This is a genomic window from Rhizosphaericola mali (genome assembly GCF_004337365.2).
Lineage (GTDB): Bacteria > Bacteroidota > Bacteroidia > Chitinophagales > Chitinophagaceae > Rhizosphaericola > Rhizosphaericola mali.
In genome coordinates, this window is sequence record NZ_CP044016.1 from 3,501,428 (window position 1) to 3,524,648 (window position 23,221).

Sequence of the window (23,221 nt, forward strand, 5' to 3'; positions counted from 1 at the left end):
AATTTTTCTAAATAGGTTACTTATAAGAGGCAATAAATTGTAAAAGTTGCAATTACAACTGGATTATTTTTTCGTTACTTTCGAAATGTCCATTTTTGATGTTTTACTTTTGCCAAATGCATTACAAATCAATTTTGAATTTTTTCCTATTATTTATCGGAATTTACACAGGAGCACGCGCACAAGACACGACACAAAAAATTACGCTGAATCGTATCAATGCCACGACGCAAGAGCAAAAACCTTATGTTATTCTAATATCTATTGATGGATTTCGGTACGACTATAGAAAAATTTATCATGCCAATCATTTGAATAAATTGGCAGAAAATGGCGTTGCAGCCCAATCGATGTATCCATCCTTTCCCTCAATCACATTCCCCAATCATTACACAATTGTAAGCGGATTATATCCGGCACATCATGGATTGATTGGTAATGACATTTATGATTCCGCAACAAATTCGCGCTATAGTTTAGGAAATGCTAAAGCAGTAAAAAATCCTTATTGGTATGGTGGCACACCGCTTTGGGTATTGGCAGAGAAACAACAAATGTTGAGTGCTAGTTTTTATTGGCCAGGTTCCGAAGCGCCTATTCAAAATACATTACCTACTTATTACTACGCTTACAATGAGAAAATACCTATTGCAAGCCGTATCCAGACGGTGGTTAATTGGTTAGAACTTCCAGCCGAAAAACGTCCACATTTTATCACATTTTATTTCCCACAAGTAGATCATGCAGGTCATAAATTTGGTCCTAAAAGCAAAGAAACTAAATCTGCAGTTGCCTTTGTAGATTCGTCCATCAATGCGTTAAATGATGCAGTTCAAAAAACTGGATTGCCCGTAAATTTCATCGTTGTTTCGGATCATGGCATGACTCAATTGAAAGAAAATAACCCGTTACACCTTCCATTCCAAGTGGATAGCACCTCAGAAACGATTGTTTCCAATGGTAGTTTGGTCGACATTTTCGTTCCCAATCCAACAAAGCGTGATAGTTTGTATAAAGAACTGCAATTAAAAAAGAAACATTTTGAAGTCTACTATAAAAACGAACTTCCGGAGGACTATCATTATCGTACTTCCGATGATCGCTACCATAGGATCGGCGATATCGTATTAGTTGCACACGCGCCTTTTTATTTTTCCAATCACAAAAAAACAATCGCAGGTTCGCATGGATTTTATGTAAAAGAAACGCCTGACATGCAAGCAACCTTCTTGGCATGGGGACCAGCATTCAAATCAGGAATAACGATCCCATCTTTTACTAATATTGAAATTTTCCCATTAATCGCCGACATTCTTGGATTGAAATACGATCCCAATTCTATTGATGGAAAAGATATTTTAGCTAAGGAAATTTTAAAATAAAGCAAAGGCTACATTTTTTATACATTCGCTTAAATAAATTCGTGCTATGAGTTCATCCTTATATGTTATAAAGATTGGAGGCAATATAATTGATCATCCTGACGCATTGAGTACCTTTTTGGATAAATTTAGTTCGATTAAAGCACCCAAAATTCTAGTGCATGGCGGCGGAAAAATTGCAACCAAACTAGGAGAAAAATTAGGCATCGTATCTCAATATGTGGATGGGCGCCGCATTACCAACGATGAGACCATTGACCTAGTAACTATGGTGTATGGTGGATTGATTAACAAACAAATCGTAGCGCAACTACAAATGTGTCAAACCAATGCTATTGGGCTAACTGGTACTGATGGCAATAGTATTCCAGCGCATAAGCGTCCAGTCAAGGAAGTTGATTTTGGATGGGTGGGTGATGTTGAAACAGAAAAAATAAATACCGAATTACTTAGTGCCTTATTACATAGTCAAGTCACGCCAGTATTTGCGCCGCTTACGCACGATCAAAACGGACATATTTTAAATACTAATGCGGATACGATTGCATCCTCTTTGGCAATTGCGCTTTCTTCTATTTTTCAAGTACGTTTGATTTATTGTTTTGAGAAAAAAGGTGTTTTAGAAAATGTGAATGATGACAATAGTGTTATCCGAAATATCAATGCTCAATATTACGCACAACTCAAAGCGGAAAACAAATTATTTGAAGGCATTTTACCCAAATTAGACAATGCCTTTTCCGCGATTCAAAAAGGAGTAAAAGAAGTATTAATTGGACACGCAGACGATATTATTACTAATACGACAGCACAAACTACAGGAACGTTAATCGAAGCATAATATGGTAAATATACTCGCCGAAAAGGCCATCCAACTATTACAGCAATTAATTTCCATTCCTTCCTTTTCTAGAGAAGAAGATCAAACGGCCAATACCATTGAAAACTTTTTCTCCGAAAATGATATCAAGACGAATAGATTTCACAATAATGTATGGGCCGTCAATCAACATTTTGATGCAAACAAACCCATAGTCTTGTTGAATTCACATCATGATACAGTAAAACCCAATCTCAAATACACAAAAGATCCATTCCAACCACAAATTGAGGATGGCAAACTATTTGGATTAGGCAGCAATGATGCAGGCGGTTGTTTGGTTTCTTTGATAGCAACATTTACGCATTTTTATAGTTTGGAAAATTTACCTTTTAATTTGGTAATTGCAGCAACCGCAGAGGAAGAAATTAGTGGAAAAAATGGAATCGAAGCGCTATTACAACATGCAGAATTTCAAACTTTAGATGGACGTATTCCTTTTTCTAATTGGGAAAACTGGCAAGCTATAGTCGGAGAACCTACACTATTACAATTGGCAGTTGCGGAAAAAGGCTTGATGGTTTTGGACGCTACCGCGAATGGAAAAGCAGGTCACGCAGCTAGGAACGAAGGCGAAAATGCCATCTATAAAGCTATGCAAGATATCGCTTGGTTTTCGTCTTATGAATTTCAAAAAATATCAGAATGGTTAGGAAAGGTAAAAATGTCCGTAACGGTCATTGAAACAGAAAACAAAGCACATAATGTCGTTCCAGCGGTTTGCCAATATGTAGTTGACATTCGTATAACGGACGCTTATACTCATGAAGAAGTATTGGCAATCATTCAAAAAAATGTACAATCCGAAGTCAAAGCGCGTAGTTTCAGATTACGTTCCTCAAGAATTGACATCAGTAATCCATTGGTAAAATCTGGAATTAAATTAGGCAAAAAACCATTTGGCTCACCAACTAGTTCGGATAAAGCATTAATGCCATTTCAAGCATTAAAATGCGGCCCCGGTGATAGTGCAAGAAGTCATACTGCAGACGAATTCATTTACCTAAATGAAATTGAAGAGGGTATTGATTTTTATATAAAGATGCTAGAAGGTTGGGAATAAGCTTAGCTATTTTTTGCGTAATTATTAAAGAGAAAATGTTTTATTTTTATTCAAATTACGCTGGTTATGAAAAGAAAAACACATTTCTATCTATTTGCCATATTGTTTTTGGTTTCGATATCAGGTCTAGCCCAACTAGAACAAAGAGCCAATATATTTGATTCTGTTCAAAATATTGAACAATTAAACAAAGCATTAATTACCATAAACCCTAAGCTACGACCATACAGTAGAGTACCAATAAAGGATGTGGTATTACCTTATGACAAAAAATCACATTTTTACAGTAAAATATCTGATTCACTAGGAATTTTACAACCTTATTCTTTTGCTGACATTGATCAAAATGGCTGTACGGATGTGCTATTAGCACAAGAAAGCGAAGATGTTGGTCCATTTATTATACTAATGTTTCCTCAGAATAAATATCAAATTTTTGATTTGAACCTTAATAATATCTGCTCATTGAGTTATAGTAAAGTTCTACGAATTAAAGACAAGCCCACTATTATTCAATTGCAAATACTCCGATCTGGAAGTGACATAAGTGTATATAATCGTAAATTTTTCCCAGGATTTGAATCAATCGAACTCGTATATAAATTTGATAATTTTATAGAATATAATCCAAACCCAACAAACGAAAATATTAAGCAAATTGATTTTATCGAACCGCGAGGTAAGGCAGGACAACAAGAAGGGATTTCCATACTTGCAAATGGAGATCTGAAATTATGCAAAACTGGCATGTTTCCAGACGCCACAGGAAGCAAAAGCATTTTCAAAACAAATCATTATCGAGGGAAAATGGCAATCCAAGACAAACAATTCCTTTCAGAACTAGTAAATTACTTGAATGTAAATAAATTAGGAAGTAACTATACTATTCCTGGTTTAAGAGACGGAGGTGAAAGCACTTTGCATATTATAACTGATTCCATTGACAAAACCATTAAGGATTATGGAATGGCTGGATCCTTTGGACTAAAAATTTTGTACCACAAGTCAGACTTGATTATACAAAATACAGACTGGCAATTAGACCCGAAGCAATAAAAATTTAACCTTTTTTAAATCGTAAATGACAGGATTAGTATGTTTTTGTACATAGATTTTTATGGAATTCCAAAGATGGAGTCATCTCTATAAAAATTAACTATTGTACTCTATGCAAACTAACAGTAGACACACTTTTAAAAAGCAAAATCTTATTCTTGATTTCACTCCTTTTATCTGTTTGGCATTCTGCCTTATGATATTTTTTATGACCAAAGCAACATTTTCCACTAATCATGCAAAAACATTGACGGTTCCATCCGATAATGAGATTAATTGTGGAGATGCACTCTCTCTGTCTATTTTAAATATTCTTATGGCGAATAATAATACTTTGTATTACGCAATTGACAATAATAATGATTAAAAAGAATGAATTGGATTAAATCAGATTATAAACAAATTAGAAATATTATAGTGACGTATCAGAAAGACACTGAAAATTTTGAAAAAATAATTTTTATTAAGCCTAGTGACCACACCTCTTTTGCCAATATTGTTCAAATTTTGGATGAAATGAAGATTAATTTGGTGGATCATTACACCATTTTAGATATTGACGAAAACGAAAAAATCTTTTTGCAAAAAAAGAAATAGACAAATAATTTCAAAGTATTTATCAATTTTCGGACTTCAACTCCTAATTTTTATACAAATATGCCTATAACAATTTCATAATATGCCAATTATTCTTTTAACTTTGCAAATTGCTCCAATCGGATTGTCCACAACCGCGACCGTCCAAAAAACAAGGAATAGTTTTGGCATTACCACATTTAATTAAATACATCTATAGCAATGGTTCAGAAGAAGCCATTCGTAGAGGCAAAAAGATTTACAATACCGGCAACGTAGAGTTGATTAACCATGACGAACTTACAGAGACTGCAAGTTTGCGTGTCAAGGATGACTCCTACAATACTTGGTACAAAGTACGTGCAGAGAAGTTCAGAGATGAGACCCACCTTTCTGTGGAGTGTACTTGCCCTTTTAACCAAGAGGATATGTGCCGCCATCAGATTGCAGGACTTTTTTACTTACAAGATCTGATCGATAGCAATATGCTAGGCGAGCAAGATTTGATTCAATATGATCAGAAATATACGGTAATCCGTATGAAAAATATTGATATCAAAATGTTACGTTTATTGTCAGACATGAATAGTTATGACAATGCGGAAGATTTTGTAGCCTCTCACAAGATTAAATTGGAGGAGGCGAGAGATGAAAAGGTCAAAGCCGTCATCAACTATCAAAATGAAAAACACAACGTCTTACTTCAAAAAAATGAAGAAAGAAATTTTGACACTAGTTGCGATTGTCACAGCGATCCATTGCATCCATTGTGCGTACACAAATTGATCCTTTTTATTCATTTATTGAAAGATAAAGGGCCGAATTATTTCGATACTATTAGAAATCTAGACAAAGAGAAAAACAAACTTTTAGCTCTTTATGGGTTTTCTTTAGAGGATAATATTAAGGGAAAATTTGAATTTGCGCTAAAAGATGGCAAACCATTTTTGCGTGTATTAGATCCTACAATCAAGCGTGTTGCAGTCGTACCAACAGAATCAAAACCCAAACCTTCTTATTACAACAGAGAAGCAGAAAAAGAGGAAAAAAAATCAGATAAACCTGAGACGAAGTATGGCGTAGGATTGGTTTTGAGCCATGGAACAGAGCAATATCCTTATCTAAATGTGGATGCGATTGAAGGCGAAGTAGACGAGGACGAAACAGAATTTTTGGGTAAGGTTTTGAAATTGGATTTATCCAAATATGTCGAAACGGATATGTTCTCCGACAACGACAAACAACTGATCCAACAAATTAGAAAAATATTACCTGCCGAAGTCAATAAATATCTGAATAGAAACTCTCCATTCAGTGGCATTTGGGATAATATTGTGCAACATAGTACGAGCGAAGCGCTTCCTGAAGAAACGCGCAAATTGATCTTGGAATATATACATCCAAAATTGAAAAAGATTTTCAACACGTCGTCTTCTAGCTATTTCACTTTCTATTTGGAAGATGGACAAGAGTTCAAAACAGACAATTTGGAAGTTGCCAACTATTCGATCAATTTCATCACACCAGAATTTAAAGTTTCTAAAGATGGTGACAAATATGAAATTGTTTGTCTGGCGAAAACGCCATTGGGAACGATCAATGTTGGCGAAAATGAAATAGAATCCAGCATTCTTTTGCAAGTTGAAAACCAATTCTATTTGTGGCAAAAACCAGAGGATATTATTTTGGTAGAAAAGTTTTTACCTACTGGCAAAATCATTTTCCCTATATCTGAATGGCATACTGCGTTGCAGGACTTTATTTTGCCCCTATCTCACGAATATAGTGTCAAATTTGAAAACATTGAAAAGGATACCGTTGATAGCATCAAACCTACAGTTAAGATTTTATTGAAGGAAAAAGGCGCACATCTAATTATAGATCCAATATTCTTGTATAAGGATTATGAAGTTCATCCCGACGATAAAGATAAAATCTTGATTCCTGACGGCACTCGTCTTTTGGAAATAAATAGAGATAAAGAGGCCGAAGCAGAGTTATTAGCCAAAATTGAAAACTTACATTCTGGTTTTATTCATCCAGATAAAAACAGTGCAACATTAGCTATCAATGGCAATGAAGCTTTAAAAAATAATTGGTTCTTTTTATTTTTAGATGCTACAAGAGAGATCAATGTGCCAGTGTTTGGATTGGAAGCTTTGAAAAAATTCCGATTCAATACCGCCAAGCCATCAACCAAAATATTCATCAGTAGTCATACTGATTGGTTTGATGCTAAGGTTGATATACGTTTTGGTGATCAGACCGTATCGGTTTCTGAAATCAAAAAAGCGTTGGCTAGCAAACAACAATTTGTTCAGTTGGCCGATGGTACGCTCGGCGTACTTCCAGAAGAATGGGTTCAAAAATATTCACTCTTATTCCAAGTTGGTCAAGACGAAACCAATAAGGATATCAAATTGAGCAAATACCATTTTTCCATCATTGAAGAATTGTACGAAAAACGTGACGAAGAAGAATTAGTTTTCCAATTAGAAGAAAAATACGAAAACCTTAAGAATAACCATAACATCCAAGACGTACCGCCACCTGATAGATTGCAAGCGACACTCCGTCCTTACCAAATCTCTGGGTTTCAATGGTTAAATTATTTATCCGAAGTAAATTGGGGTGGTATTTTAGCGGATGATATGGGTTTGGGTAAAACGATTCAAACTTTATCCTTTTTATATCATTTGCAAGGATTGAAAGATGATTTCAAATGTTTGGTTGTCTGTCCAACAACATTGATGTACAACTGGAGCAATGAAATTCAGAAATTTACCCCTGAGATGACACACTATATTTATCATGGAGGTAATCGCATCAAAGGTGAATTGAAGAAAAATGATGCCAATCTAATTATTACGACTTACGGAACTTTGCGTAGCGATATCAAGATTTTTTCAGAAATAAATTTTGATTACGTTGTATTAGATGAAAGTCAAGCGATCAAAAACCCATCAAGCAAAATTGCGAAAGCTGTAGCTTTATTAAAAGCTGCCAACAGACTTTGTTTGAGTGGTACTCCATTGCAAAACAATACATTTGACATCTATGCACAAATGAATTTTTTGAATCCTGGATTATTAGGAAGCATAGACTTTTTCAAACAACAATTCGCGGTACCAATTGATAAATTCGGAGAAAAAGAGCAGAAAGAACATTTGCGAAAACTACTCTATCCATTTATCTTAAGAAGAACGAAAGAGCAAGTTGCCAAAGACTTACCAGAAAAAACAGAAACAATCATTTTCTGTGAAATGGAAAAAGAACAACGCGAGATTTATGATGCTTATCGTAATGATTATCGCGATAAAATCATGGGTGTGATTGAAGCTCAAGGTATCCAAAAATCACAATTGACCATCTTGCAAGGATTGATGCGTCTACGTCAAATATGTGATAGTCCTGCTATTTTAAAAGATGAAGACTATCCAAATAAATCCGTAAAGCTTGAGGAAATTGAAAGACAAATAGAGGAAAATGTAGGAACACATAAAACTTTGATATTCTCTCAATTCTTAGGAATGTTAGGATTGATTCGTAACAAATTGGATCATGCTGGGATTAAATACGAATATTTTGATGGTAGTACTACCGCGCCAGATAGAGAAAAAGCGATTCAAAACTTCCAAAATAATGAAGAATGTCGTGTATTCTTAATTTCCTTAAAAGCGGGAGGCGTTGGTCTTAATTTGACTGCTGCAGATTATGTCTATTTAGTGGATCCTTGGTGGAATCCTGCAGTAGAACAACAAGCAATTGACCGTACACACCGTATAGGGCAGACTAAAAACATATTTGCCTATAGGATGATCTGCCGCAATACTGTGGAAGATAAAATTCTACAGCTACAGGAAAGAAAGAAAGCTCTCGCAGCCGAATTAATTTCCGATGATACTGGATTTATCAAGACCCTGACGAAGGCAGATATTGAGTACTTATTTAGTTAAAAAATATTTTAAAAATAATAAGAGCGACTCCATTATTGATGGAGTCGCTCTTTACTTCATAGAACAATTAGTTTTGTGCCAATTCAATCGATATGATAGACTTACCCGGCATCGCGATTAAAAATTATTTCGAAAAAACAAGTAAGGCAAAATTGTACGTCCATGATCCATTTGGACCAAAAGTAGAAATGCCTATTTCTCTTTATTTTAGGAAGGAAAAACATTTGCCTATTTTAGAAAAGAAAGCATTAGAATTATGTAAGGGAAATATATTGGATATCGGTGCTGGCGCAGGTAGTCATGCCTTGATTTTGCAAGAAAAAAAATTAAATGTTACCGCGTTAGAAATATCTCCGGCAGCTTGTGAAGTCATGCAAAAACGTGGAGTTGACAATATTATTTGTGAAGATATTTTTAAATATGAAGATCAAAAATTCTCTACGCTCTTATTATTAATGAATGGAATCGGACTTTGTGGCAATATCTTGGGATTTACAATTTTTTTAAAAAGAGCCCACTATTTATTGGAAGACAACGGCATACTACTCTTTGATTCTTGCGACATCGCTTATATGTACGAGGAACAGGATGTTCCCAAAGACAAATATTATGGAGAGGTACATTGCAGATACGAATATCAAAAAGAATGTACAGATTTTTTCAATTGGTTATATTTGGATAAAAATACGTTAAGAGAAATAGCCATAAAAGAAGGCTGGTCCGTAGAAATAATTTACGAAGATGAAAATGACCAATATTTGGCTCGTTTACAAAAAAGGTAATTAACATAAAAAGCGAATCAATCTATGATTGATTCGCTTTTTTTATAAAGATTATAGTTAAATTAATATCCGAAAATATCTTCCAAACTAACCACTTTTACTTTTCCATAGTCTTTCAAACTATCAGGAGCAATTTTTTTATCAGATGCTACAATGATGTAACTGTATGGCTTATTAGCCAATTCGGTATCATGATAGTTAACAACATCAGACAATTTGTATTTTCCATAGCTATTGTACAACGATTTTCTGATATCATAGTTGATACCTTGTTTTTCCAACGCTAAATAGTTAAACAATATACCCGTTTTCGTAATGCGTTCTGTTTCGATATCTTTTTTCAAAGTTCCTATCGCAGAAGTAAAACTATGCTCGTTTAGAGGCAATGTATCAATTAATTCATTCATAGCATGTATCGCATCATCATGTTTATCTGCTTGCGAGCCTACATAACCGATAAAGGTAAAAACTTCCTCTTTTTTCGCTGGAGTAGAGATCAATGCACCTGTTGAATATGCCAAAGCTTTCGCTTCTCTTATAGTCTGAAATACGATAGACCCCATATCTCCACCAAAATAATTATTGAAAAGATTGACAATAGCTAATTTGGAAGTATCAAATTGATCCAACTTTCTATGCCAATAGATTTCAGATTGAACCATATCATAGTTGGCAAAATAAACTTCATTTTCTGTCTGTGCTACTCTATCAAATTTAATTGCCTTAGGAGTTGCAGCCCATGTCGCAGGGATACTATGCAAAGAACCTAATTTAGCAGTAAATACCGGCAATGCTTGAGGTCCATAATATAAAATTCTATGTTTATAGTTTGGTAGTTCATGCAAAATTTTAACCAATTGATCTGCCGTTAAATCTTCAATTTCTTTGTCGGAGAGAACATTGTTAAATGGATTTTTTGCGCCATAAGCAGCATAATTCCTCAAACCAGAAGCGATAGCACCTTTGTTCAATTTGGCATCTGCGCGAGATTTCAACATTCTATTTTTCAGACTTTTCAATGCTTCATCATCTCCTTTACAATGCAATAGTAAGTCTTCAAACAAACTTACGGCTTTCGTATAGTTTTCATTCAAACCATTCACACTCAAGGTCATGGATTCAGCACTCGCACTAGCACTAAAGCTCGCTGCTTGATCGTAAAATAATTTACTGAAATCAGCAGAACTATATTTATCCGTACCTAAAAATTGTAAATAATTCAATGCCAATGGCAAATATTTATTGCTATAAGAACCGAAATCATAGTAATAATACAAATTGAACAAACTATTTTCTTTATTGGGAACGTAAAGAACCTCTGCAGTTTTCACTTTTGCTTTTTGGATAGCCGTAGCATAATTTACCCACTTAGGTTGAATGGGTGGTAATGGAGTACTTGTCATTTGAGCAACGAAGTCTGATTGCCTTCCCGCATTTGTTTCTACTGGAGATATAGCTGGTTTATCTACTTTAATGACATTTTTATCTTCACCCTTCTTTTTATAAACGATTACATAGTTGTTGTCTTTAAAAATTTCATTTGCGTATGCAATTACTTCCTTCGCAGAAACTTTAGACATATTATCTAACTCCGAAATAACAAATGGCCAATTATCACTTTTGCTATTGATGAAATCTTTCATCAACATCCCCATCCTTGCATCGTTATTATCTAAGCCTTTAAGGACTGACAATTTATTATTGGCAACGATAGCTTTGATCAAGGTTGTGTCGAATTGCCCTTTTTTCAATAACTCAACTTGTTGCAATAGCAAGTCTTTCACCTCCTCTAAACTTTGCCCTTGTTTTGGACTTCCAGATAATTCAAATACTCCATAATCTTTCATTTGATCAGGACCAGCACTAGATTTTGCGACTTTTTGTGCTTTATTCAGATTTAAATCAAATAAACCGGCTTTACCATTGTTTAGTATTTCACCAATCAAATCTGACATCATCGCATCTTCAGATTCCGATTTTCCGATACGATAACCAATAGTAACAGATTCTGCACTTGGTCCATAAACATCTTTAACAATCGGACCTACTATCGGTTTCTCAATTGGATCTTGATAGTCGGAAACTGGCTTTGCTACCATATAAGAGAAATCCTTGTCTATTAGTTTGATCGCCTCATCCAAATTAAAATCGCCTGACATTACAATTGCCATATTATTTGGCACATAATATTTATTGTAATAATCACGAATTGCAATCAAAGATGGATTTTTCAAATGTTCAATCGTTCCAATAGTTGTTTGTTGACCATAATTAGAAGTTGGAAATACATTTGACAACAATGTCTCATATATTTTCCAACCATCATTATCCAAACCTCTATTTTTTTCTTCATATACTGCTTCTAATTCTGTATGAAAAAGTCTGAATTGTGGATTACGAAAACGCTCTGCCTGTATTTGTAAAAATTTATCTAAAGCATTAGAAGGTATATTTTCTTCATATACAGTTTCTTCTACAGAAGTATGTGCATTCGTACCTTGAGAACCAAGACTTGCCATTAATTTATCATACTCATTAGCGATAGAATAATGAGATGCAACCCCTGAAACACTATCAATTTCATGGTATTTTGACTTTCTGGCTACAGAATCCGATGTTGGTATTTTGTTATATTCTGCATATAAGTTCGTTATTTGATCTAAATATGGCTTTTCCTTTGCCCAATCTAAAGATCCAAACCTATCGGTCCCTTTAAATAATAAATGTTCCAAATAATGAGCCAGGCCAGTATGATCAGAAGGATCATTATTACTACCTGTTCTCACTGGGATATTCACAGCGATTCTTGGCTCTTTGCTGTTCTGTGTCAAAATAACTTTTAAGCCATTTTTTAAAGTATAAAAACGAGCTTTTAAGGGGTCATTGGTTACATATTTGTAGGTATAACCGCCAGAACTAGCTTCTTTCCATTCATATTTTTGTTGTGCATTTAATTGATGCAGTGCAAAAATGGAAAGAATTCCTAATCCAAATTTGTGAAAATGATTCATGAATATAGTATTTTTTGCAAATTCTGAATTATTAACCAAATATTAAAAAAAAAGTGATGAGTGGTAAAACACTCATCACTTTTTTTATTACATAGCCGCAGAAGGTCCTCCCATTCCGCCACCTGGAGGTGGTCCTCCAAAACCTCCACCCATTCCGCCGCCTGGAGGCGGACCATCGGGCATATCACCTCTATCTCTAAATCCTCTACGCTGTCCTTTATTACCATTTTTTCCAAAATTCTTCAAGTTATATACAAATGAGATCATTGCATAACGTTTCAAAACAGTATTCGTGGAAGTTTGGGCATAGTTACCTGTACGTGTGTTTGTTACGGCTTTATTCTGATTCAACAAGTCATAAACAGAGAATCTAATTTCTCCTGCTTTATTTTTAAATAAAGATTTAGATACATACGCATTTAAAAGAGGAACGCTAGTATTATATAAACCAGTATAAAAAGTATAATTGAATGTTGTATTCACTTGCCAACCAGATTCTGTGTACCAAGTGGCTTCTACAATATTCTGTTGAGAATAATAATTATTATTACTTGACTTATTTACAGAATATTTTGCAATCGTGTAAGAAGGTTCTGTACTAATATTCACATCGAATGTAGACGCCAAATTAGTGGTCCAACCGATTCGTTCACCAAAAGTATAATTTTTAGTAGAATTCGTTGCTATATTAGCTACAGAAGAGCTGCTATCAATAATTAAACTTGGAGTAGAGCTTGCACTTATAGCCGTCCTTAAAGATAAATTCGATTGAGGTTTTAAAATAGGGAATCCATAATCAAAATTTCCATTTATTGAGTAATAACCATTCATGTTTTGATAAGACGTCCTCTGACCACCGCTACTCAACTGCGTTGTTACATTAGCAATGTAATTATTGGTCAACGAGTAATTTAACATCGTAAATAAATGCTTGTTATTTTTCCTATCAAAAAAGAAATAACGTAATCTAAATGTATGTGTAAATGATTGTTTCAGATCAGGATTACCGATTGTTTGTGCTAATTCATTAGAATTATCTAAAACGGGTTGCAATTGCGTTGCAGAAGGTTGTGCAGTACGACCATTATAATCAAAATTTAAACGTTGCGCCTGTGCAATATTCCATCTAAATGATGCAGTAGGGTAAAGATTGGTATAATTTCTATGTATTTCATACCCTTTAGAACTATTAATGCTATTAAAATTGCCAAATTGAACTCCATTACCTGCACTAAAATTGATCACTTTATTATTATAATGATACCCCAATTCTACACGATCCGAATTATAATTATTGTTAAAACTATTCGTCAAACTAGAATCTAATTCCGTATATGCACTAGTAGCATTATTATAGTTGTAAACAGTTTGATCTGCAACACTTTTAGAATAACTATGATTATAAGTTAATGACAATTGCTGATTTTTAGCGATAGGCTCTGTATAAGTCACAGTTCCTCCAAGAGTATTACTATTGGATATTGTTTTATAATATCGATTGATTGAGTCAGTAATATTAGTAGAGAGGTAATCAATAATATTGGTATTATAACTATAACCATTATTTTGACTTCCCGTCCAATCGGCCTCAAATGAAATGGTTCGACCTGCTTTGTGAAATCTATGCATGTACAGTGCACTACCAGTCCCATTAAAACCTGTATTATGAGAGTAAGAGTTGATATTTGATTTGGTTAAATAATTTCTAGAACCATCTGAATTGTTTTTAAAGATATCTGTAATCTGCCCATTCTTATTATCACTCGTGATAAAAGACATATTAGGGCGGATCAATAAGGAATTATTGGAATCCAACTTGGAATCAATATTAAATTGGACACGATGATTAATATTAGTACTTAAAGTTGCTGTCGTATCATATTGATTGGTATTATTAGCCGTATCTGAGTACAAGTTTTGCCGTTCAGAATGTCCATCATTATTGGTACGGCTATTGGTGTAAAAATAACTTCCATCTACATCTGTATTTCCCCATTTATCAGCATATCGTAAACCTCCGGCAATCGTTTTTGTGATACCTGCAGAGCTACCACCAAAAGTACCTGAGGAACCTGCTCCACGCCCTCCTCCTGCATTTCTACCATTACCACCACCTAAATCCTGCATCGTAAACATCTGGCTATTAACATTATTTATTTGTCCTAGTACCGATATTTTTTGGTCGTTATTAAAACGGTTAATATTGCCTCCTACGTTGTAAAAATTTTGATTACCTCGTCCAACACCTGCAGTTTGCTTACCAAAATAACCTACATTCTTATCTTTTTTGATGACAATATTGATAGTTTTCGTTCTATTACCGTCATCAAATCCTGAGAATGCACTTTGGTCACTTTGTGCATCGTACACTTGGATTTTTTCAATGATATCTTTTGGTAAATTTTGGGTTGCCATTTTCGGATCTCCATCAAAAAAACGTTTTCCGTTTACCAATACACGTGTTACACTCTCTCCTTGCGCTTGGATATTACCACTCGCATCAATCTCAAATCCTGGCATTTTTTTCAATAAATCTTCTGCTGTTGCATTGGGTTTGGTATGAAATGCATCAGCTCTTAGATCTGTAGTATCTCCTTTAAAAGAAATGGGCGGTGTTGACACCACAACGACATCTTCCAAACTATTTGTTGTCATCGCCATATAAAAAGTAGAAAGAGGATAATTAGGCATATCGCTAGATAACGTAGCTTTTTGTTTCATACCAGAATATCCAGGAAATGTCACACGTACCCAAAAGCTATCCAAGGGCAATTTTTCAAATGAAAAAGTACCATCCGTTTTTAGATAGGTGGTTTGAAATGGAAGAGAATCATTGTACTTTGTCAATGTAATTTTCGCACCACTCATAGACACATGGTAGGAGGTATCTTCTACTTGTCCAGTAATACTTCCTAACTTTGTGGAATCTTGCGCATCCCCATAAAAGTAGCTGCTCATCAATATGATAAGCACAAACAGGTTTTTTAACATACAATTGGTTATAAAAAGTGATTCATAGCACACATGAATACTTTACAAATGTATTTTTTCCCTGTAAATATAATTTTAACATTCGGTAAACAGCCGAATAGTTTAGGTATTTACTTTTTATTTAAAATTGATTTTTCCACATCATGCTTTCTATCGGACGATCTGGCTGACCACTGTATTTGGCGTTTCTTTTTTTATCATAAGAATTTTCTACAACGCCTTCTACAGGAAAATAAATCAATTGACCGATGGGCATACCTGCATATATGCGGACGGGAACTTTCACAGAAATCTCCAAAGTCCAATTACCACAGAAACCAACATCCCCCTTTCCTGCCGTTGCATGAATATCAATGCCCAATCTTCCAGTAGACGATTTTCCTTCCAAAAATGGAACGTGCGCATGCGTTTCAGTATATTCTGCGGTAACGCCCAAATAAAATTCATTAGGTTCCAACACATAACCATCTGCTGGAATCTCAAAATATTCAATTGTATTATGCTTTTTCGCATCCAAAACGGCATCTTTATATTTTGCCAAAGTTTTACCTAAATGCACGTCATAGCTATTACTTCCTAATGCATCTTGGTTAAATGGCACCACTTTGATTGTTCCTTTTTCGATTTCTTCCAATATACTTTTATCCGATAAGATCATAATCTTGTATTCAAGTTTGTGCAAAAATGAGGATAAATTTGCATCTTTACAGCATGGGATTATTTTTCCAGCAAAATATTGATGCTTTTACCCGATTGGCGATTTGGAAAATAGAAGAAGATTTGTCTTTTTTCCAACAACAAGTACCCACAAAAGGCGATATCACGCACCCGCAAAAAATGTTGCAACATCTCGCAGGTAGATTTTTACTACCTTTCCTTTTTCCCGATTTTCCCAATAGAGAAATTGTCGTTGCCGACACACGCAAACCTTATTTGCCAAATGAAGAATATCACTTTTCCATTTCTCACAGTGGAGATTATGCTGCGGCGATTGTGAGTAAAACGCATCGCGTTGGTATTGATATTGAATTATTCGCAGAAAAAATAAAAAGAATCGAGCATAAATATTTGACGGAAAAAGAACAACAATTTATTCGAAAAAAAGGATATATCGACTTAAGCTTGCTCACCGCTTGTTGGAGTCTAAAAGAAGCCGTTTACAAATGGTGGAGTTATGGCAATCTCAGTTTCAAAGACAATATCCGCATTGAAAATATCGCTTGTAAACCAACAGCTCACTTCGAAGTCGCCTTTGAAAAAGACGATTTTTCGCAAAAATTATCCGCGCCTATTTGTTTGTTCGAACAAATGAGTTTAGTCTGGTTAATGACTGAAGTGTAGTCAAATCAAGTTCTTGGAATTTTCACAATTTATAACTTAAAATTCCTAATTGTTTGCCCTACCTTTAACCGCGAAAAAATCAATCAAATATGAAATTTCCAGCTCCCGTAAGCGTACAATGGATCGGAGAATTAATCGGTGCAACTAGCATCAAAGGAGATTCTAATATACCGGCGACAGGCATTAATGAATTACATAAAGTGGAAAATGGCGACATCGTTTTTGTCGATGCGCCCAAATATTATGATACTTGTATCAATAGTAATGCAACACATATTATCATCAATTCTACAGAGGTAGATTGTCCAGCGGGCAAAACCTTGATTGTAGCAGATCAACCATTTGAGGCTTATTTGAAAATTGTCAATCATTTTCGTCCATTTTCACCAGCAGATAAAATGATTAATGAAGATGCCAAAATTGGTGAAAATACAATCATTATGCCTGGTGTTTTCATCGGGAAAGACGTAATTATTGGTAATAATTGTCGCATATTCCCCAATGTGACTATTCTAGATTATACAGAAATCGGAGACAATGTTGTAATACAATCTGGAACGGTTATCGGTGGCGACGCTTTTTATTATAACACGAAAAAAGATCGAGAAGTTTGGTATAAAAGAATGCAGAGCTGTGGCAACGTTGTCATTGAGAATAATGTAGAAATTGGTTGTAATTGTACCATCGATCGTGGCGTGACCGCATCAACAGTGATCGGACAAGGTACCAAAATAGATAATCTCGTACACATTGGACACGACAATGCCATTGGAAAAAATTGTTTGTTTGCCGCACAAGTGGGTATTGCAGGCGCTACAATTATCGAAGAGGGCGTTTGTCTTTGGGGACAAGTGGGTGTGAGTAAAACTTTGACTATTGGGAAAAATACGCAAGTATTGGCGCAAAGTGGCGTTCCCTCATCTTTAAAAGCCAATAAAGTTTATTTCGGATATCCGGCGGAAGAGGCGCAAGGCAAAAGACGTGAATTGGTTTGGCAAAAACGTATTCCTGAATTATGGGAAGAGGTCAAACATCTCAAAAAAGCCATTGGAGAAAGAGAGTAAAAATTATAAAAAAGACTTTAGAAATTATCTAAAGTCTTTTTTATTAAATAATATTTATCGTTTATCAATAAATATTATACCTTTATTAAAAATAAACCTATGAAGGAAAAGAAACTTAAAAAAGTGAAGAGTTTGGTTATTATACTTAAAGTAATCATCATTGGCTATTTTCTCTTTTCAGCATACAATAACAGGCAGGACTTTATTAATGGTTTTAAAGATGGGGCAACTAAATACACTCTTTTAAGCGCAGGTTCTGAAAAACAAATCGTTGGGATCAGCCAATTTATGATTACTAATAAAGCGGGTAAAGAGTCATCCTATATTTTTATTGAGCTCATTTTTGTCTCCATCATTTCAATCATCGCAATTGTATTGATTTTTCAAATATTTAGGTTATTAAACAATCTTCAAAGCCTACACATTTTTGACAAAAGCAACATTTCTCTGATTAATCATATCATAATTACAATTGCATTATGGGGAATCTTTTACAATTTATATTTAATCTTAGACACTCATGATAAAACAAAAGGCTTATCAATAAAAGACTATACTATTTCTTCATTTTCAATTACAGATCTAGATCTAACATTTATAGTTTATATAATCATTTTTTCGATTATATCAATTATTTGGAATTATGCAATTGATATTAAGTCTGAACACTCCTTAACTGTTTAACCTATTTACAAATCATTAAAAATACTATATGGAACAAAAATTAGCTAATTGTTTAAAAGCTTTTAAAATATTTATACTTATTGAAGTAATTTACTTCTTAGTTATCTTGATTCCATTCAACTATAAAACTCCTTGGTTAACAGAGAATAAGAATAAAATCGAATGGTCATGGGAAAGTATAAAAGTCAAAAAATCGAATATTATACAAATATTTCCTGACAGTAATACGATCAAAAATAGCATTTATACATACTCTGTCATTAACCAAGAATCTACCATTCCCAAGCAATTTATAGGTTGGGAACAATTGATCATTGAAATAATTTCTGTAATTTTTGAAACTTGGGTTTTTATTATAATTATAAGGTATTTGGTATTTATATATAAGCTCACTATTCAACATTTATATTCCATTGACACCCCAATTAAACTAAGATCTTTTACTATTAAACTAGGAATTATAAATATTGCTTTTCAACTTTTACAATCCTACGACTATTATAAAGTTGCACATAAGACACATTTACCCAATTATAAAACAGGATTATTTGGGTTAGATCAATTTGATGCATCCGTGATTCCAATTACGATCATTCTACTATTTCTTTCCTACATTTGGCAATATGCCATTTCCATTAAATCAGAAAACGACTTAACCGTATAGCATGCCTGTAATTGTGAATTTAGATGTAGAAATGGCAAAGAAAAAAATTTCACTCAATGAACTGAGCGAAAAAGTCGGTATTACCTTGTCCAATCTTTCCATTTTAAAAACAGGAAAGGCAAAAGCTATTCGTTTTTCAACATTAGAAAAAATATGCGAAGTCTTACAATGTCAACCTGGCGACATCCTCGAATTTGTCACACAAGAAAAATATGATGCATTGTTTAACCATGAATAATACGTATCTTTATGTGTTGCGTAATCGCAATATTTAAAGATATAATATGAGAATAGAAAACGATATTAAGCTAGGATTTAAGGATGTGATGATCCGTCCAAAAAGATCAACATTACATAGCCGTTCTCAAGTGTCATTGGAACGAGAATACCATTTCGTACACAGCAATAGAAATTGGAAAGGCGTACCGATTATTGCTGCAAACATGGATACTGTGGGCACATTTGCTATGGCAGAAGCATTGGCAAAAGATGGACTGATTACTGCCATCCATAAACATTATACGACGGATGATTGGAAAATATTTTTGCATAGTCAAACAGACAATGGTATTTTCCAACACATCGCGGTTAGTACTGGCACGAGTAAAAATGATGCGGAAAAATTATCCTTAATTTTAAATCAACATCCTGATTTACAATTTATTTGTATTGATGTTGCCAATGGTTATTCGGAAGCATTTGTAGATTTTGTAAAAAGAGCAAGAGATAAATTTCCAGATAAAACGATTATCGCAGGCAACGTTGTCACGGGCGAAATGGTAGAAGAATTAATATTAGCAGGAGCTGAAATTATCAAAGTAGGAATTGGACCAGGATCAGTTTGTACAACAAGGGTAAAAACGGGTGTTGGCTATCCACAATTATCTGCCATTATCGAATGTGCTGACGCTGCACATGGTTTGAAAGGACAGATCATTTCGGATGGTGGTTGCAAAATTCCCGGTGACGTAGCAAAAGCATTTGGCGGCGGCGCTGATTTCGTCATGTTAGGTGGTATGTTGGCAGGACATGAAGAAAGTGGTGGCGAATTGATTGAAGAAAATGGGAAAAAATTCCGCCAATTTTATGGTATGAGTTCGGCTACGGCAATGGACAAACATAGTGGTGGAGTTGCCGAATATCGCGCATCAGAAGGTAAAACAGTAAAAGTTCCATTCAAAGGTCCTGTAGAAGAAACCGTCAAAGATATTTTGGGTGGACTCAGATCTACCTGTACTTATGTAGGAGCTGGCTCTTTAAAAGAATTATCTAAACGAACCACATTTATCAGAGTACAAGAACAAGAAAATCAAATATTTTCGTAACAACTAAGGTCGCCAACTGGCGACCTTTTATTTTACTAATGCATTTTTAAAGTTAAGTTAATCGAAACTCTTGTCGGATTCTGCGGAGCCAACCTAAACGACCAATATTTTTCATTGGTGATATTATCCACTTTTATCCCAAAACGATATTTTGGCTGATCGTAGAAAATAGTAGCATCCATTGTTTTATAAGAAGGAATTTCAAATACAAATGCATGTGTATTGGTCTGAAAAGACTTGCTTCCGTAATTGCCACCTACACCTAATCCTAATCCGCGCAAACTACCATATAAAAATTTATAACTTAGCCAAAGATTTGCCATTTTGCTAGGGCCCGCAGTTGCCGGACGCAAACCCAAAATAGAAGTATCGCCCGCTGTATATTTGCTATAATTATACGTATATCCACCAATGATATTTAAACCGCCAAAAGGATTGGCAATCACTTCTGCTTCAAAACCACGACTAAGTTGCGTCCCATCTTGGATAGAATAGCCAGGATTAGACGGATCGTCGCGTAATGTGTTGGTAACGTTGATATTATAATAAGAGACAGTGGACACAACTCTATGATGAAAAACATCAAATTTAAAACCTGCTTCCCATTGATTTGCTTGTTGTGGTTTGAATGTATTACCATTGAAATCTGTACCTCCTTGATTATTATAACCATTCATATAATTGCCAAATAAGGACAATTGATCTTTTATTACTTCATATACCACTCCAAACTTAGGAGAAAAAGCGGTTTGCATAAATGCACCAACACTTGAATCTCGGATAGGATAATACGTGCCATCATCTTTATATCGGTCTACGCGTACACTCAACATTACATTTAATTTATCCGTCAAATTGATAACATTGGACACATAAGCACTATAACTATAAATATTCGTTTGATATACTTGTGGAGAAACTTTCGTTGCCGCAGAATCGACTTTTGCAGGATTGAAATTATAGTAAGCTGACGTGATATTTTTAAAATTGATTGCTGGCATCGTAATCGTTGGTGTAGAACGATCGCTTTTTTGATTAAAGAAATCTAAACCAATAACAATCCTATTGCGCATTTTTCCGATATAATATTCGCCATTGAGATTTTGTTGTACATCCACACCATTGTATGGGAAATTTTCGATCTGCGCTCTTTGTTGAAGCGTACTGTCTGACTTTCCTATCAATTGTGTCACATAACCTTCCGTAGTGGAATACGTACGTGTAAAATTGGTTTGCAATCGCCAATCATCATTTAATTTGTAATTTATTTGACTATAGATATTCACGGATTTGGTATTATAGTCCAATGGATTGGTCAAAAAAGAGAGTTTGTATGGTAATCCTAAGTCTTTTATATTATGAACTTTACCTGTGGTTGATGGCGCAAAACGAATCGGAGAAGTACCATTGAATGCTGCAGCTTCTATATCCAAAGAAATATTTAATCGATCATTTATTTTAAATAAAAAACTCGGAGCCAACATCACATTTTTATTAAATCCAGCATCTTGAAAACTTTTTTCCGTATGCAAAGCTCCATTTAATCGAAACAAAGTGTTATGACTAGCGTCTAGTGGGCGATTGATATCAAAAGTCAATCTATTCAAACTAAAACTTCCAGTGGTATAACTTAATTCTGTTTGGGTATTATCCTGAGGTTTTTTAGTAACGCGGTTAAATAAACCACCAAAGGAAATCAAACTACTACTAAACAAGGTTCCCGATGGTCCTTTGATAGCCTCCAACCTTTCCAAATTAGCCGGATCAATATTGGTATATACAAATCCTGAGACACTATTTCTAATTAAATTAGCAGTGGTAAATCCTCGAGAAAGCAATGCACTTCGCCCTTGATTATATACAACAGGAACGCCTGCTCCTGGAATATTTTTAAATGCACTATTGTAATCTGACACAATTTGTTCTTGCAGCAACTCTTTTGGAACAACTGTGTAAACTTGGGGATTTTCAATATTTTTCAATGGCATCCTTGCGATATCATCCGTTTCTTTTTTATTGAATTTATTCATTCTAGTGAAGATGGTAACATCTTCCAAGTCATGGGTTGATAACAATAAGGTGAGATTAAAATAGTTGGTATCACTCCTAATAACGATAGATTTTTTTATCGATTTAAATCCTTCTGGAGTTATTTCAATATCATAATTACCCGGTATTAAATGATCTATGATAAATTGTCCTTTATCATTGGAATATACTTTTCGTTTTAATAAAGGCAAAGAAATCTGAACGCCCTCCGCAGCCTTAGCATCAGAGGTCAAAAGTTTACCAACGAGAACAGTATCTTTTATGTTTTGTGCATTTCCATGTAGGAAAATGAATAGACATAAGCCTAGAAATAGAAAAATTTTAGTACGTATTTGCATACAGTTGTGATGATATTTACAAAAGAGCAAATGTGCATTGTTAATTCATTTTAACACTT

General features: G+C 34.5%; 18 protein-coding genes. 14 read left to right on the plus strand and 4 right to left on the minus strand.

Annotated features, from left to right (window positions below; translation table 11 throughout):
* Positions 1 to 116 precede the first annotated feature (116 nt).
* From E0W69_RS14975 to E0W69_RS15010, 8 genes are all read left to right on the plus strand, one after another.
* Positions 117 to 1,382: an alkaline phosphatase family protein gene (locus tag E0W69_RS14975; protein WP_131330862.1), complete on the plus strand. Its 1,266-nt coding sequence runs from the start codon at positions 117 to 119 to the stop codon at positions 1,380 to 1,382.
* A gap of 46 nt (positions 1,383 to 1,428) precedes the next feature.
* Positions 1,429 to 2,223, plus strand: a complete 795-nt coding sequence (argB, locus tag E0W69_RS14980; RefSeq protein WP_131330863.1) for an acetylglutamate kinase — start codon at positions 1,429 to 1,431, stop codon at positions 2,221 to 2,223.
* 1 nt (position 2,224) lies between these two features.
* A complete protein-coding gene (locus E0W69_RS14985) occupies positions 2,225 to 3,325 on the plus strand; it encodes a M20 family metallo-hydrolase (RefSeq protein WP_131330864.1) in 1,101 nt (366 codons plus the stop codon).
* Positions 3,326 to 3,391: 66 nt separating this feature from the next.
* Entirely contained in the window at positions 3,392 to 4,381 is a 990-nt protein-coding gene (locus tag E0W69_RS14990) for a hypothetical protein (RefSeq protein WP_131330865.1), read from the plus strand.
* Positions 4,382 to 4,589: 208 nt separating this feature from the next.
* Complete coding sequence (locus E0W69_RS20625; RefSeq protein ID WP_225321279.1) at positions 4,590 to 4,748, plus strand: hypothetical protein; 159 nt, start codon at positions 4,590 to 4,592, stop codon at positions 4,746 to 4,748.
* A 5-nt stretch (positions 4,749 to 4,753) separates the two neighbouring features.
* Complete coding sequence (locus E0W69_RS15000) at positions 4,754 to 4,978, plus strand: hypothetical protein (protein ID WP_131330866.1); 225 nt, start codon at positions 4,754 to 4,756, stop codon at positions 4,976 to 4,978.
* A gap of 164 nt (positions 4,979 to 5,142) precedes the next feature.
* Positions 5,143 to 8,913, plus strand: coding sequence for a DEAD/DEAH box helicase (locus E0W69_RS15005; RefSeq protein WP_131331984.1), 3,771 nt, complete (start codon positions 5,143 to 5,145; stop codon positions 8,911 to 8,913).
* Between the two features lie 92 nt (positions 8,914 to 9,005).
* A complete protein-coding gene (locus E0W69_RS15010; protein WP_131330867.1) occupies positions 9,006 to 9,695 on the plus strand; it encodes a class I SAM-dependent methyltransferase in 690 nt (229 codons plus the stop codon).
* 62 nt (positions 9,696 to 9,757) lie between these two features.
* Here E0W69_RS15010 and E0W69_RS15015 read toward each other — a convergent pair whose 3' ends face one another.
* The 3 genes from E0W69_RS15015 to dcd all read right to left on the minus strand — a co-directional run bounded on the left by E0W69_RS15015 (position 9,758) and on the right by dcd (position 16,355).
* Positions 9,758 to 12,706 carry a M16 family metallopeptidase gene (locus E0W69_RS15015; RefSeq protein ID WP_131330868.1) on the minus strand — a complete coding sequence of 983 codons (2,949 nt, stop codon included), beginning with the start codon at positions 12,704 to 12,706 and terminating at the stop codon, positions 9,758 to 9,760.
* 87 nt (positions 12,707 to 12,793) lie between these two features.
* On the minus strand, positions 12,794 to 15,679 hold the full coding sequence (locus tag E0W69_RS15020) for a TonB-dependent receptor (RefSeq protein WP_191967873.1): 2,886 nt from the start codon (positions 15,677 to 15,679) through the stop codon (positions 12,794 to 12,796).
* 139 nt (positions 15,680 to 15,818) lie between these two features.
* Positions 15,819 to 16,355 carry a dCTP deaminase gene (gene dcd / locus E0W69_RS15025; protein ID WP_131330870.1) on the minus strand — a complete coding sequence of 179 codons (537 nt, stop codon included), beginning with the start codon at positions 16,353 to 16,355 and terminating at the stop codon, positions 15,819 to 15,821.
* Between the two features lie 26 nt (positions 16,356 to 16,381).
* Between dcd and E0W69_RS15030 the strand changes: the two genes are divergently transcribed.
* The 6 genes from E0W69_RS15030 to E0W69_RS15055 all read left to right on the plus strand — a co-directional run bounded on the left by E0W69_RS15030 (position 16,382) and on the right by E0W69_RS15055 (position 20,775).
* Entirely contained in the window at positions 16,382 to 17,038 is a 657-nt protein-coding gene (locus tag E0W69_RS15030) for a 4'-phosphopantetheinyl transferase family protein (protein ID WP_131330871.1), read from the plus strand.
* An 89-nt stretch (positions 17,039 to 17,127) separates the two neighbouring features.
* Positions 17,128 to 18,102: a UDP-3-O-(3-hydroxymyristoyl)glucosamine N-acyltransferase gene (locus E0W69_RS15035; protein ID WP_131330872.1), complete on the plus strand. Its 975-nt coding sequence runs from the start codon at positions 17,128 to 17,130 to the stop codon at positions 18,100 to 18,102.
* Positions 18,103 to 18,201: 99 nt separating this feature from the next.
* Entirely contained in the window at positions 18,202 to 18,786 is a 585-nt protein-coding gene (locus E0W69_RS15040; protein WP_131330873.1) for a DUF2975 domain-containing protein, read from the plus strand.
* 28 nt (positions 18,787 to 18,814) lie between these two features.
* On the plus strand, positions 18,815 to 19,450 hold the full coding sequence (locus tag E0W69_RS15045) for a hypothetical protein (protein ID WP_131330874.1): 636 nt from the start codon (positions 18,815 to 18,817) through the stop codon (positions 19,448 to 19,450).
* 1 nt (position 19,451) lies between these two features.
* The gene (locus E0W69_RS15050) at positions 19,452 to 19,688 is read left to right on the plus strand and encodes a helix-turn-helix domain-containing protein (RefSeq protein ID WP_131330875.1); all 237 of its coding nucleotides are present in this window, start codon (positions 19,452 to 19,454) and stop codon (positions 19,686 to 19,688) included.
* 46 nt (positions 19,689 to 19,734) lie between these two features.
* Positions 19,735 to 20,775, plus strand: a complete 1,041-nt coding sequence (locus tag E0W69_RS15055; RefSeq protein ID WP_131330876.1) for a GMP reductase — start codon at positions 19,735 to 19,737, stop codon at positions 20,773 to 20,775.
* A gap of 35 nt (positions 20,776 to 20,810) precedes the next feature.
* Here the strand turns inward: E0W69_RS15055 and E0W69_RS15060 are convergent, their stop codons facing one another.
* Positions 20,811 to 23,162, minus strand: a complete 2,352-nt coding sequence (locus E0W69_RS15060; protein ID WP_131330877.1) for a TonB-dependent receptor — start codon at positions 23,160 to 23,162, stop codon at positions 20,811 to 20,813.
* Between the last annotated feature and the right edge of the window lie 59 nt (positions 23,163 to 23,221).

Bases quoted from the DNA above. Each gene is read 5' to 3' on its own strand.
- E0W69_RS14975 (WP_131330862.1), top strand. From the start codon at position 117: ATGCATTACAAATCAATTTTGAATTTTTTCCTATTATTTATCGGAATT.
- argB (WP_131330863.1), top strand. From the start codon at position 1,429: ATGAGTTCATCCTTATATGTTATAAAGATTGGAGGCAATATAATTGAT.
- E0W69_RS14985 (WP_131330864.1), top strand. From the start codon at position 2,225: ATGGTAAATATACTCGCCGAAAAGGCCATCCAACTATTACAGCAATTA.
- E0W69_RS14990 (WP_131330865.1), top strand. From the start codon at position 3,392: ATGAAAAGAAAAACACATTTCTATCTATTTGCCATATTGTTTTTGGTT.
- E0W69_RS20625 (WP_225321279.1), top strand. From the start codon at position 4,590: ATGACCAAAGCAACATTTTCCACTAATCATGCAAAAACATTGACGGTT.
- E0W69_RS15000 (WP_131330866.1), top strand. From the start codon at position 4,754: ATGAATTGGATTAAATCAGATTATAAACAAATTAGAAATATTATAGTG.
- E0W69_RS15010 (WP_131330867.1), top strand. From the start codon at position 9,006: ATGATAGACTTACCCGGCATCGCGATTAAAAATTATTTCGAAAAAACA.
- E0W69_RS15015 (WP_131330868.1), bottom strand. From the start codon at position 12,706: ATGAATCATTTTCACAAATTTGGATTAGGAATTCTTTCCATTTTTGCA.
- dcd (WP_131330870.1), bottom strand. From the start codon at position 16,355: ATGATCTTATCGGATAAAAGTATATTGGAAGAAATCGAAAAAGGAACA.
- E0W69_RS15030 (WP_131330871.1), top strand. From the start codon at position 16,382: ATGAGGATAAATTTGCATCTTTACAGCATGGGATTATTTTTCCAGCAA.
- E0W69_RS15035 (WP_131330872.1), top strand. From the start codon at position 17,128: ATGAAATTTCCAGCTCCCGTAAGCGTACAATGGATCGGAGAATTAATC.
- E0W69_RS15040 (WP_131330873.1), top strand. From the start codon at position 18,202: ATGAAGGAAAAGAAACTTAAAAAAGTGAAGAGTTTGGTTATTATACTT.
- E0W69_RS15045 (WP_131330874.1), top strand. From the start codon at position 18,815: ATGGAACAAAAATTAGCTAATTGTTTAAAAGCTTTTAAAATATTTATA.
- E0W69_RS15050 (WP_131330875.1), top strand. From the start codon at position 19,452: ATGCCTGTAATTGTGAATTTAGATGTAGAAATGGCAAAGAAAAAAATT.
- E0W69_RS15055 (WP_131330876.1), top strand. From the start codon at position 19,735: ATGAGAATAGAAAACGATATTAAGCTAGGATTTAAGGATGTGATGATC.
- E0W69_RS15060 (WP_131330877.1), bottom strand. From the start codon at position 23,162: ATGCAAATACGTACTAAAATTTTTCTATTTCTAGGCTTATGTCTATTC.